We start from the raw sequence: 14166 nt of genomic DNA on the forward strand, positions 1-14166 counted from the left end.
ATTTGAAATTAATAATTTCAATTTTTCATTTTTAAACATTTCTTTTTTATAATAGATATAGTGTTGCAATTGTCATTACAAAAAAGAAAATCATTAACTATTAATGCTTTTTATGACAATATTTGAAAAAACAATAATGGATTAGCAAAATTCTATTTAATTAAAAAAAGCGAAATAGATAATGTTAGAAATGGAAATAGTAGTTCAGCATCAATAGTGCCAATTGATATTTCAAGTAATGTCTTTAATAAAATTAAAACACCATATTCTGACTCTACTAATACTAATTATTATCCACTTACTAGTCCTATTGTTATTCCAGAAGATATAAATAATAGTACTTCAACAAAATTTACTATTTTAACTTTTACAATTAATGAAAGTGATAAAAAAATATATTATCATAATGCATCATATGCAATAGAAAGTAATAATTGTACTTTTCAAGATAGTGGAAAAGTTGGTTTAAACAAAAATAACAATAACAGTTTAAATGTTTATCTTGAACAAAATAATAATAACAATTCTAAAGTATCCACTTTTTGAACCAATAACTGAAGCAATGATTTTAATAAAGCTTTTTTATTACCTACTAGAAATATGTTTAATGAAAGAGTAATAACATTCGCATATCCATACGCCTCACCTTCTAATTCTACTTCTTCCTCTATTTCTCTTCCAATCTTTAATGTGTTCCAAATGGAAATTAATAATTCAGATGCAGCACAATTAACATTTAATAATTCAACAACAAAATCATTTAATTTTGGAGAAAAAATAGTAAATCATTATATTAATAATAGGTTAGCAACCATGAATCTAATAGCTAGCACAAGTGTTTTAAAATGATATCCATGACCTAATGCAATAGATTCTATCATACATGGTGCAAATGATTATGCTAATTATACAGAACAATTATATTCAAGATTAATCTCTGTTAGCCCATTTGATAATACTATTATTTATGCTTCAAGACCAAATAAAATTGAAAATGTTAATAATAAAGATGCTTATTCAGGATATTCAGGAGTATCAGATAACTATGCAAGTTTTTGAATAGGTAATAGCCTTACAGGTCAAGTAAGTAATTTTATTATTCCTAATTCTTCTAGTGCTCCGTATAGTGTAACTATTAGTAATGAATTAATAGCAAATACTTCAACAAGCGGAAATGCTAAATCTGGTGGAATCTATGATCTATATAAAAATGGATTCTGATTTGATGTTAATTCTTTAACTGGTCAAAATAACAAATTAAATTTATATTTTCCTACAACAGGGACAAAGAAAGATGTAGCAGTTGCAGGGGCGGATAGCACTGTAAAATCTACACCTATTGCTTTTATTAATCCACTTATTATTAATTCTATTAATATGGATAGTTTGACAACAAATAGTTCAAATGGTGTTAATAAAACTAGAATAACTGATAATTCATTTACTAACTACATTACTTCTCGTGCTGATTTGAATCAATGATTCCCAAGAACATATCAAAATTTAACTAAGGGAGCTAACTACTACCAAAATAATGAAGCATTAAATGATTATAATGATACTAGCCAAAATAGGGCGGTTGCAACTAGTTTTGGTAAATTATCTGACCCTGCTTTTTTTGGAGCTAATAATAAATCTGTAGAATTATTTTCAAATTGACAAGTAGGAAGTTACAATTCAATGGCAGTTAAAAGAGTTCAAATAGTAACTAAAATTGATAACACATCACAAGCAACCCCCTCTTTAAATGTAACATTGAAATTTAATTTAACAAATAATAGTTGAACTAATCCTTTTTATACTGATACAAATGGTATTGCAAAAATTAAAACGTTTGAGTATCCAGTTACTATTTCTAATGCTTCATGACAATTATTAGATTCTTGATCAACTAACTATAAAGTAGAATCTTTTAATCAAACTCCAAATCAAAATAATATAACTATTCAAGTTAAATCTCCTTCAGGAGCAGGTGTTCCAAATCAAGGAAAATATGGTTCTTCATTTGGAACTCATAATATTGGATATTGAAATGGAACAAGTAATAATTTAACATTTAGCCCATTAAATAATGCTAATTTAACCTCCGGTACTGATTCACCTTTAAGATTAGAATTAGGGATTAATTACAATCCTAATAATGATGCAGATTCAACTTGAAAAAATGCTTTAGAAAATGAAGGTGGTGGTAAATTCAAAAAAACATATCCTCTTAATTCATCAAATGGTGAAACAACTTTTAACACCATTCTTAATGATTTCATTAAATGAAAAGTTGCAAATTTAACATATGGTGATGCTGCTAATCCAACTAATGGAATATATTCTCCTGGACAAATCATTATCCAGGCACATTTAAAATTAAATCCTAACTACACCAGATTCAATTCAACAATATATACATTAGCAGATGGAACTCAAATCGGTTGTGATGCAACAAGTGGTGTTTCATATATCTATAAAGATGAATATAAAGGCAACCGTAATATTTATGAACAAACATCTAAAAATTTTGATGATAATAGTGAATATGGATTTGGATCTCAAGTAAAAAATAATATTACTAATTCATGAATTAGTGTTCCCACAAATACTTCTAACTTTGTTGCTCACTTATTAAATGGAACAACTATTAATATTAAAGATACTTTAGTGCGTGATGGACAAACTGCTACAACAGATAAAATCTTTTCAGCTAAATATAATGATGATGGTACTGCTATTATTTTAACTCCTGAAAACAATTACTTAGAATGAGCTAAACAAAGATTTAGTTCATACAACCAAATGATAGGTAGATATGCTAAATTCCAATATTTATTAGTTGGATCAGCAGATGAAACTAGCAATTGAAAAGACTTTAATAGTAATACTTTAAAAGATAGTGATGGTAAAAATATGTTTGCTAGTGGAAGTTATAAAATTCCAAATAGTAGTGGAGCTTCATTACCTAATAATATTCAAAAAGTAAGATTTGCTCTTTATAGTTTACCAACTAATCATCAGGACTGAAATGCAGATAAAATAGTTTCTTCCTCAAATTTATCAGGTCATAGAGAATTTGTATCAGATGCTATTTCATTAGATTCAATTCCAATTCGTGTTGATTATAATTGATTAAAAGATATATCTTTAACTTTAACAGGTATAACTGGTAAATATTTGAATGGTACTACAACTAATAATATAGTAGAATCTGAGTTTACAAATGCTCTAAACACTTATCAAACTAATGTATTAAATAAAGCTCAACAAACCTTGGGAGCATTAAAAGATAAATTAAAATTAACTTACTCTTTAGATCAATCTAGTTATGTAGATGCAAATGCTTTATATAATTTATTAAAAACAAAATGACAGAATTACAATGATAGTAATTTAGGAATTATTAGTTTATACAATAATGACAACCAGTATCAAAACAATAACAATGTAGCAACTAAGATTTATGTTAAATTTGCTGTTAAAAATGATAGTGACCAAGATAAATATAAAATTAGTGAAGCTAATTTTACTAATGGCAACAACATTATTGAAAAAACTGATATTAAATATTTTATTAATTTAAAACCTTATATTGATGTTTTAACTAGTTCAAAAACAGCAGTTGTTCAAGGTTCAACACCTAATAGTATTACTTCATTTACTCCACCTGCTATGACGGGTAATGTAGGTAATGGATTTTTATATGGTAAATCATATGATGATATTACTACAGTATTAGCAAAATTTGGAATTGCAATTGAATATCAAAAAAATAATAGCTGAACAACAAATAAAGCAGAAATCAACTCATATGATCCTAATGCAAGAGAAATAAAAATGAGATTTAAAGTTGATACTACTAATCTTTATAATGTTGTTCTTTCAACAGATGGAACTAACATAGTAAATGGAACTTCTGATGAAATTAGTCTTAAATTAAATGTCCCTATATTAGTTACATTGCAAGATAATGTTAAAAAAAATTTTCTTACTAAATCAATTCTTACAGGAAATAATTGAAATCTTAATATTAATATTTCAAATGCACAAACAATCATTAATGACATTCAACATGATGGTAAAAATGCTGCTGCACCAGCTGATAAAGCAACATGAGATGAATTGGGTAACTATCTAGAAGTTCAATATGCTTTGCAAAACAATCAACCAGATGCTTCTACAACTTTTTATACAAGACAAAACTTTATTAATCATTTAAAGGCGCAAAATGAAACTAATTACAGCAATACTGTTTGGGTTCGTTTGTATTTAAAAACAGTTACAGGAGAAGATCCTAAATTTATTTTAAGTAACGGGTCAGATGTAGCATTTCAATTGAACAATACATCTATTTCAACCATAAACAATATTAAAATTTATGTTCAAGCAGCAAAATATGAAAGTGCTTTAGATCAAATCGGTGCAATTGGTTCAACAGGGCATTTACAATTAACATATCCTGAATTAATTCAACAAGTTGTTAATGCTTCTTCTAATTCATCAAATAATTTAGGAATTAAAATCCAATATTCATTAAAACCAAATATTGGTTACAATGCAAATAGCGGAAATGATATCAATAATAGTTGAGTAGATCAAGCTCCTACTTCAGTTCCAACAGGAACCCCAAGTTTAAAAATTAGAATCATTACTACAAATAACACAAATTATGAATATGGAATGGGAAATAGTGCAGGAACTCCTTCTGTTCATTCAATAGATTTAACTCAATTAAGTCAATTAGTAGATATTAATAGTGATTGATTTAATGAAGTAGAAATAGTAAATTCTAACAATCAATTGTTATATTTGAAACACTTAACAAAAGATATTCTTACAAGTTGAGAAGATAAAATATGAGCTAAATCTAAAGCAATTCAAACTGATAGTTTAATTAAGGATTTAGTGCAAATTACTTATACAATAGGTGATGATCAAACTATTTATACAGCGGATACTTTAGTAACTCAATTGCAAAAAATGATTAAAGATTATAACAATAGTGAAACTCTTGGAATCATTAAACTTTGAGGTGAAGACCAAAGGGGAATTAAAATTAATGCTACTTTTAGTAAGAAAAATGATAATGCCAAAGTAATATTTGTTGATGATATTAATTCAACAACTGCAAGCACAAAGATAACTTCATGAGCAAATACTTTTAAAATTCAAACTGAAATTGATTTATCAGCTTATGTTAACCATGTTAAATCTCAAAAAATTGCTATTGTTTTAGGAAATAGCGGTCCCGGAAGTATTCAAAGCTTTACTATGCCTTCGATGACTGGAACTAAAGGAAGTGGTTTCTTAGCAGGTTATACATATGATGAAATTGCCAGAAGATTGCAAGAACTAGGAATTAATTTTAAATACCATGAATTAAATGTTCCTGCACAAAGTGAAACTTGAAAATTAAAAGATCAAGTTAATGCTTATGATCAAACAAATCCTAAATTATGTTTAGGGGTATCTTTTACCAATTCATATTTAACTGATGCTACAACTAAAGGTAACATTATTGTTAAATTTACTAATAATAAATTAATGGGTAATGCTAAATATATTCAAGGTGGTACATTACAAAATCCTCCTGCAGTACAATTAAGCATTTTAGAAAAAGATTTATGTCCACTTTCTCTATTAGCACCAACTTTAGTAACAGTTGATATTAGTCAATTAACAAGTCAATTGCCACTTGAAGGGGATACAAAAAATATTTCTAATGCAAGTACAATTGAAACTAAAATTCCAGCAATTATTAGTGAAGTTAAAAAACCATTACAAGATAATGGTATTGATATTTCAGATCTAAATCTAGAAATTAGATTTTCATTAAATAATTTAGTGTTAGAAGAAACTATTAGTGATCCAACAAAGAGTGAAGATGGTATTTGATTTACATTTGATAAATTCAAAGATATTTTATCTAATTCAACAACTAACTATAACACTAATAATGTTTATGCTAAATTCTATATTAAAGATAATCCAAAAATTGATGATATTGATAAATACTTATTATCAAATGCTGATTCTGCAAACATCAATCCATCAAATTTAACTGCAAGTGCTAAATTAAAGATTTATATTAATAATACAACTGAAACACAAGAGGGCTGAATTTTTGCTAATTTAAAATTAACTGGATCACAAGAAAACTTTACTATTACTAATTTAAGTGATTGATTAAATTCTCAAGTTCCTGGAGGACTAGAAGTGGAATATAATGTTGTAGCTGAAAATAATCAACCAAAAGCTGATAGTTGACAAACAGTTTATAGCGATGCAAGTCCTATTGATTCTTTAAGAAACTATTGAATTAGATTCAAAGTAAAAGAAGCATATGTATTCCAAGGAGCTTTAGCAAATGATCCTCAACATTCACAAGCATTTAAATTAGATGGTTCTCAAATTCAAGTTGCTTTAAAAGTAAGTTCTTCATGATTAGAAAACATTACATTAACAGGTAATTTAAAAGATTTAACAATTAATGAACAACCAGCTTTAGATGAAATTATAAAAGCTAATATGATGCCAGTAACAAGTATCATTCAAATTGAATATACTTATGATGGAATAAATTGATATATCAAAGATACTTTTACTAGTCATTTGCAAAATGCTGCTGGAGCAAAAGATGATACAAATTGAATTATTTTAAGAGAAGACATTAAAGCTCGTTTTGTATTGAATGCTAATGTAAATAATACTCAAAATCCGAGATATTTATTAGAAGTAGATAATACTAATATCAATGAAGATAATAGTAATAATATTAGTAAACAATTAATTTCTCCTACATTGAATAATAGTGTTAAAGGTTATATTAATTTAAATAAATTAGTACCTTATCAAGCTGCTAACTTTAGTGTAATTGGAAGTGATACTGAAGCATTCTTAAATATTAAAGATTACAATAATTTAAATGCTTCATTAGCACCTTATTCATCAAATAATTTATTTAGCATTTTATATAAAAATGACAAAACTGCCAGCTATTCTGATGCTAATAAAGTATGAACACCAGGAACACCATTAGAAAAATCTATGTTATTAAAATGGTTCATATACCAGTCGTTACTTTGCAATGCAATTTAAAGTAACAAGTAATGATTATGACTTATATTGAAATAATCAAAAACAAGCAAATAATACTTTAGAATATGCTTCTGATGAAGCTGATCCTAATAAAAAAATTAATATTAGAATTTCAGTTGCTATTACTAATCCATTATCTTCAAATGACATTAACATTAAATTCTTAGATAGTTCTAACAATGCTCAATGATACAATGGTGAAGGTGCTTTCCAATTAGAAATTCAAAAAGCAAATCAAACCTTTGATTCATTTAGTAGTTTCTTAACTTCATTATCAACTTCAATGCCTCAAGATCAAAGAAATGCATTAGAGTTAGTATATTATGTTGCTAATGATGCTAATGAAGAAGTAAAACAAAAAGCATTACAAGATTTAGATATTTATAATGAAAGTTCATCTGATAAATATAATGTATGAAAACAAGTAAGTGATAATACAACTATTGCTAATTTAAACTACCAGTTAAAAGTTAATGACTATGTAATGTTAGCAGTTAGAATTAAAAAAGATCAATTAACTTCTAATACAAATCCTAATGGATATGTATTAAAAGATAATAATCATGCTGCAACTGATCAAATCAGAGTATTTGGTTATAAAGTTCATACTGATAATATTGATGTTGATTGAGCAACATTAAAAGTAAGAAATGTGGATGCTGCTGAATCAGCATCATATGGTTTAGATGGTTATGCAATGCTAGATCAAATTAGTTTAAAAAGATCTAATAACAGCGGAGCAGCCACTTCTGATGATTACTTAAATGTTTCATTACAACTAAATTACTTTACAGAATTTTATACTGATGCTCAAAATCAAGTATTAGTTTCTGGTGATGGATCTAGACTTGTAAAAAGAGATGCTAATGGAGCAGAAACTGGTGGAAACTATAAAAATGCTGATGGTCAAGAAATTAGAGATACTCAAGGTCAAACAATTCCTATTCTTTATCAACAAGGACAAAAAGACAATGGTATTTTAGCAAAACCAATTAAAGCATCAAGTGTTCAAAGATCTCATGAATTAGTAGAAACTAATGCTAATAGTTATACTTTGGAATTAAATAATGGAGAATCTAATGCATTATACAGCTTCTTTAAATTCCAAGATATTGCTATTCAATTTACTAACAAAAAAGGTAATTCAGATCCTAATGAACCAGGCATTTTTGATTACTATGTGGATACTCCAAATGTAACTAAAGATTACACAATTGATTCACAAATCAAATTCCCAATTGAAAATAATAATTTAATTCGTTATACATTTAATTCAGAAGAATTCATTAATTACATTAAAGATGCTAATAACATTGCTAATGTTTATGAAAATACTTTAGATCCTGCAAAAAGTCCAATTAATGGCCAATCTAAATTGAAATATATGTATAAAGTAACTAGACAAGAAGGTCAAAATTCTAATCCAACTGAATTGACCACTATAGGTGAAATTGTTAATCAAATTAAAACTGACTTTGGTTCTAAAGTAATTCTAAAAACTACTTATACTCCAATAAATGGAGCATCACAAAATATTACAAGCAACGATTTAAGTAGTATTACAAATTTAAGTAATGGAGACCGTTTCAGAATTGAAATTGTTTCTGCTAATGAAAATGATTTAATTTATGCTCAACAACCTTCACCTTTAGTATTTACTATTAGTGGATTATATGAAGCAGATATTGATGAAGAATTGTTACGATACTTGAGAGTTCAACAAAGTGGAAACTTCAATGGTGAAGGTCAATTTGAAATCTTTGTTGATAATCCTTATGATGATCAAGACAACCACATTCCAGTTACTACTTTATTACAAGGATACAAATTCATGGTAAGAGTTTGAAATGCTAATAAAGAAGTAAAACAAGATTGAACTAATGATTATGAATCAATTAATGATTTATCAAATGGTGATAAAGTTGAATGAAAATTAGTAGCTCCAACAGGTGCCCCTGTAGAAAAAGCATATTACAACACAGTTGCTAATATGGATAAACATAATGCTAATAATAATACTTATAGCTTTAGTCAAGTAGCTAAAGTTGGTAATATCAGTACAACAGTTGTAGCAAATAGTATTGGTCAAAATCCGCAAACTAATGATTATCCTGAAAATAGTGGATTATTAATTAGTGGATTGCCAGAGAGAATTAGTGATAGTTACACTTCAATTACTGAAGAAGAATTCATTAGATTAATGAATGTTATGAATTTTGGTTACACCGGAATTAATGGTCAAGGAAATATGATTTCAAGCCGTGATATTACTACTATTGTAGTAAATACTTCAAGTATTACACGTGAACAATACACCATGAAATACTTAATAGATCAAGGATATCTAACATTCTATAGTAATGATATAGAATTTAATTGAAACCAAGTTTTAGGTAGTGATGGAAATTGATTAATTAGTCCTGGAACTTTAAGTAATGGTGATCAAATTACTATTAAATATCAAGATCCAACAATGTCTTCTTCATATGTTTGAGAAGCCCCTACAGTATCTGGATTAAAAGATAAATCAGATAACATGTCATTACTTACTTATGTTGGTATTGGTGTAGCTTCACTTGCAACTCTAGGTATATTTGCAATTATTTACTTTGTGGCAAGAAACAAAAAGTTAAAAAAATAAATATTAATTTTAAATAAAACATAAACCAACTTAGTGTTGGTTTTTTAATTGATTATTTATTTTTACATAGAATAAAAAAACCAAAGATTCCTTTGGTTTCCCAAATTGTAATCACAATCGCAACACTAATTAATTTATAAAATTATTAGAGGTTGGATTGTGATTTTTTTTATAAAAAATCTTTTCCAACCCCTCCCCTCTGTAATATTAATTCATTTAAGGAAAGGAAAAGAAAAGATGTTAAATAACCAAAATAAATTATCTCATAACGAGAGATATTTAATAGATATTTTATTTAATCAAGAACAAAAATCAATTTCTGAAATTGCCAAAACACTAAAACGATCTAAATCCACAATATCTCGTGAATTGAAAAGAAATACCTTTGATGGTTTTTATGATCACAATGTAGCGCAAGAAAAAACTATTAGAAGAAGATGACATAATCATTCAATGTATTTATTAAAATATGAAAAATTCACTGATCAGTTTATCCAAAAATTTGATAAAAGATATTCAGGAATTAAGACAACTTATTATAAATTACAAAATAATACAACTAAAATTACATGAAGACAAATATATAATTGAATTAAATCAAATCGATGAGAAATTAAAAGAAAAGATTTGTTAAGACAATATTATCTTAAGGGCAGAAAAAGAAAGAAAGGAATATTTTCTAAATTCACTAATTCTCTTATAATCCCTATATGAGCAAGGCCTAAATACATTGATAATAGACAAGAATTTGGTCATTGAGAGATGGATTTAATTATTGGAAAAAGAGAACATGGGTTTGAAAATCTAATAACTTTTCAAGAAAGACAAACAAGAATGGTTTTTATTGAAAAAATTCAATCTAAAAACCCTATGAAATTAAATTCAAAAGTTTATCAATTGATAAAAAGAAATAATTTATGTGTTAAATCTATAACCATTGATAATGGAATTGAATTTTCTAAGATTGGTTTATTAGCCAAATGATTAAAATGTATTGTTTATTTTTGCGAACCTTTTGCTTCTTATCAAAGAGGATCAAATGAACATGTAAATGGAATCATTAGAAGATTTTGAAAAAAAGGAACAGATTTTTCTTTATTATCTAATAATGATATTTTAGATACCCAAAATAAAATTAATAAAATGCCCAGAGAAATATTTAATTGGAAATCAAGTTATGATGTCTTTAATAAAATAAATAATTAATTTTAAAATTAATAGATCAAATTTGAAATTAATAATTTCAATTTTTCATTTTTAAACATTTCTTTTTTATAATAGATATAGTGTTGCAATTGTCATTACAAAAAAGAAAACCAAAGATTCCTTTGGTTTTTGTAATAATTTGTACAGTTATTTTTTATGAAAGAATGTGCGCATGGGCTGCAGTGTGATCATGGAATGATAAAACAAATATTCCTATTGCAATACCTATAATTCAAATTAATATAATAATGTATCATTCTTTTCCATTTGTTTTTACATCATGAATAAATTCTGGTATAAATTCAACAATAGATATAAATAACAAGAAAGACGCTGCAATTAATTGAACAACATGAATTGCAAATTCATTATTTAATGAGAATCATGTTATTACTGATCCTAAAACAATTAATGGAATAATTGAACAAACAGCAATCAAACTATTAATAGTTGCTTTTTTAACAGGTATATTCATTTGAATTTGACGATAATAAATAATTAATTCTTCTGGAATAATGTGAATCAGAAATGAACATAAAAATATTATATTAACTGGGTTAATATCACCTGATTTTGCTATTTGTGTGGCCAAAGTTCCAATAATCAATCCATCTGGAATACGATGAGATAATAAAAAGAAAATAGCAAAAGCTTTTGATTTAGGATTATGATCATTTAAATTAAAAATCAATTCATCATGATCATGTTTAGTTTCATTTTCAGAATTTATTGCTTTTCCTTTGAAGTGTTTAGCAAAAAAATACTTTAGTCCTAATGAAAATAATAATCCTACCAAAATAAGAGAAGCAATCATTATTCCTGTTATTGTTTTAGCTAAAACAATATTATCTGAAAAAATTGTAATAAATTCTTCTTCTAAATGAGTTTTTGATTCTCCAATGAATAGAACTGTTGACATCATTATAAAGAAACCAGAAGAAAAAGCGTATAAATATTTATATGCTCTTGGACTTATTCTTGGTTTAAATATTGGTAAACAAATTCCATAAATTAAAGGTACCCCGATCACAAATGCTGAAATAACAAAAATAACTGTGACTAAAATTTGAATATCAGTCATTATTACCTTTCTACACAAACATTGTTTGTAATACTTATTATATTTTATTTTTTAGGAAAAATCTTATTTATATTACTAGAATTTTCTTTCCAAAAACCTTTTTGTAATTTTTGAGCTTCTAATTCTAATAATTGTAATTTATGGACATAATTTGTATCATAATAATAAAATGGATTATATTCATTATCTGAAATATAAGCTACTCTAGCATAACCATTTTCTATCATGTAACTTGCAAAATCTAAATTATTATTTAATGTTACTTTTACAATATGACGGTCATAAATATCCTTGGTACTTTCTTCTATTTCCACTACTTTATTATTTAATAATAAATTAGCTTGTTGTGAAGCTAATTTACCATAAAAATATTGAATTCCTTGTGTAGGTAAAAAATTATTATTAGAATCATAAACTTCAGGAGTGTCAATTCCTAAGATTCTATATTTTTGATCATTACTGCAGAAAGTATCTCCATCAATTATCTTATCTACATATACATCAATTGAATATGTTGAAACAAGCGAACAAGATGAAGAAATAAAAAATAATGATGAGATAGAAAATGAGCAAAAAAATAAAGCAATTTTATGCTTTATTTTTTGATCCTAATTCATTGATTTTTTCTAAAACAGTTTTTCTCATTGCTTCTATTCCAGTAGCATATAATTTTCTAGGGTCAAAGTTTTTACCTTTTTTAGCTTCTCCTGATTCAACAAATTTTCAAATTGCTTGAGCATTTGCTTGTTGCAATTCTGTATTAATATTAATTTTTGATATACCTAAAGATATAGCTTTTTTAATTTGGGCTTTTGGAATTCCTGAACCACCATGTAATACCATACCAATTCCACAAGCACTTGATAATTCTTTTAAAGCTGAGAATTTTAATTCTTTTCATGTTGATGGGTAAGGACCATGTATATTTCCAATTCCAGCTGCTAAGAAATCAATTCCTAAATCTGCCATTTTCTTAGCTTCTTCAGGATTTGCAATTTCTCCTTCACCAACAATCCCATCTTCTTCACCACCAATTGAACCAACTTCTACTTCAACTGATGCATTATATTTTTTAGCAAGTCTTACAACTTCTTGAGCATTTGCATAGTTTTTTTCAAATGTTTCATGAGAACCATCATACATAACTGAAGTATAACCATTTTGTAAAGCTTTTTCAACAGCTCCAAATGATCCATGGTCTAAATGCAATGCTACAGGCACAGTAATATTTAAATCATTCATTAATCCTGTTACCATACCATAAATAGTTTTATAACCACCCATGTATTTTACAGCCCCTTCTGAAGTACCTAATATAATTGGTGATTTTGCTTCTTCAGCTGCTAATAAAATTGTTTTTGTTCATTCTAAATTATTAATATTTATATGTGGAACAGCATATTTACCTTCAAAAGCTTTTCTCACCATTTCTTTAGCATTTACTAAATTTTTAGGTTTAGAAATAATTGGTTTTTCAAATATAGTTTTAATACTTTTTATTGCCATTATATTGTCTCTTTCTTTATTTTTTATTTGTTTTAACTTACATTATAAATTATATCATGAACCATAAAATTGTTATTTATTGATTCTAATTTTGCGATTTGTATTAAAAAATTACTGTTTTAAATACCAATAATTCCTTGTATTTCATAATTTTACAATATTTATCAAAGTTGAAATATTCGGTGGGTGTCTTTCTTTTCTAATAATTTAAATATTTTTGAATCTCTTCTTGAGTAACAATGGCTCCTAATTTATATTTTTTAGTATTTTGCAAATAAGTTTCATAGTTAATTGCAAAATCAATAAAATGATAATCATCTAGGATTCAATTATTCAAAATTTCTTTTTTAGAAAGTGTTTCCCTATTTGTTTCTGTCTTTATTATAGTCTTTATTATAGTGAATTTATTTTTTTAATATTCTATTGAATAAATAAGGATGGAACTATAATGATATTTCTTATTATTTCACAATAAAAATATATTTTATTTTTAAAAAAGTTTTTACTATTTTTTAACATAATAATTAGTTACTTTTGAGATAAATTCATATCTTTTCATCATTTTTTGGATGTAATTTTCTTTTGAAGAATCTGATAATTCATTCATTAATGTAAAGATAAAATTAATTTTTTCTAATTCTTTTTTAGA

Annotated in this window: 8 protein-coding genes; 4 read left to right on the forward strand and 4 right to left on the reverse strand. The window is 26.2% G+C overall.

Going from position 1 to position 14166, the window contains the following annotated elements:
* Positions 1–60 precede the first annotated feature (60 nt).
* The 3 genes from ACJA29_RS03345 to ACJA29_RS03355 all read left to right on the forward strand — a co-directional run bounded on the left by ACJA29_RS03345 (position 61) and on the right by ACJA29_RS03355 (position 10930).
* Complete coding sequence (locus ACJA29_RS03345) at positions 61–7083, forward strand: hypothetical protein (RefSeq protein ID WP_406602479.1); 7023 nt, start codon at positions 61–63, stop codon at positions 7081–7083.
* Positions 7073–9724, forward strand: coding sequence for a hypothetical protein (locus ACJA29_RS03350; RefSeq protein WP_406602480.1), 2652 nt, complete (start codon positions 7073–7075; stop codon positions 9722–9724). Before ACJA29_RS03345 ends, ACJA29_RS03350 begins: the two co-directional genes overlap by 11 nt.
* Before the next feature lie 159 nt (positions 9725–9883).
* Positions 9884–10930: an IS30 family transposase gene (locus ACJA29_RS03355; protein WP_406602478.1), complete on the forward strand. Its 1047-nt coding sequence runs from the start codon at positions 9884–9886 to the stop codon at positions 10928–10930.
* Positions 10931–11084: 154 nt separating this feature from the next.
* Here ACJA29_RS03355 and ACJA29_RS03360 read toward each other — a convergent pair whose 3' ends face one another.
* The gene (locus tag ACJA29_RS03360; RefSeq protein ID WP_406602481.1) at positions 11085–12011 is read right to left on the reverse strand and encodes a hypothetical protein; all 927 of its coding nucleotides are present in this window, start codon (positions 12009–12011) and stop codon (positions 11085–11087) included.
* 44 nt (positions 12012–12055) lie between these two features.
* Positions 12056–12517 carry a thermonuclease family protein gene (locus ACJA29_RS03365; protein ID WP_406602980.1) on the reverse strand — a complete coding sequence of 154 codons (462 nt, stop codon included), beginning with the start codon at positions 12515–12517 and terminating at the stop codon, positions 12056–12058.
* Here ACJA29_RS03365 and ACJA29_RS03370 point away from each other — a divergent pair.
* Positions 12435–12623, forward strand: coding sequence for a hypothetical protein (locus ACJA29_RS03370; RefSeq protein ID WP_406602482.1), 189 nt, complete (start codon positions 12435–12437; stop codon positions 12621–12623). The two genes, ACJA29_RS03365 and ACJA29_RS03370, sit on opposite strands and share 83 nt — an antisense overlap.
* On the opposite strand, the gene fba is transcribed toward ACJA29_RS03370, so the two are convergent.
* Both fba and ACJA29_RS03380 read right to left on the reverse strand, forming a co-directional pair.
* Entirely contained in the window at positions 12600–13517 is a 918-nt protein-coding gene (gene fba / locus ACJA29_RS03375; RefSeq protein ID WP_406602483.1) for a class II fructose-1,6-bisphosphate aldolase, read from the reverse strand. The two genes, ACJA29_RS03370 and fba, sit on opposite strands and share 24 nt — an antisense overlap.
* 199 nt (positions 13518–13716) lie before the next feature.
* Positions 13717–13854: a hypothetical protein gene (locus tag ACJA29_RS03380; RefSeq protein WP_406602484.1), complete on the reverse strand. Its 138-nt coding sequence runs from the start codon at positions 13852–13854 to the stop codon at positions 13717–13719.
* Positions 13855–14166 lie beyond the last annotated feature (312 nt).

Source organism: Metamycoplasma sualvi (assembly GCF_045276925.1).
GTDB lineage: Bacteria > Bacillota_I > Bacilli_A > Mycoplasmatales > Metamycoplasmataceae > UBA710.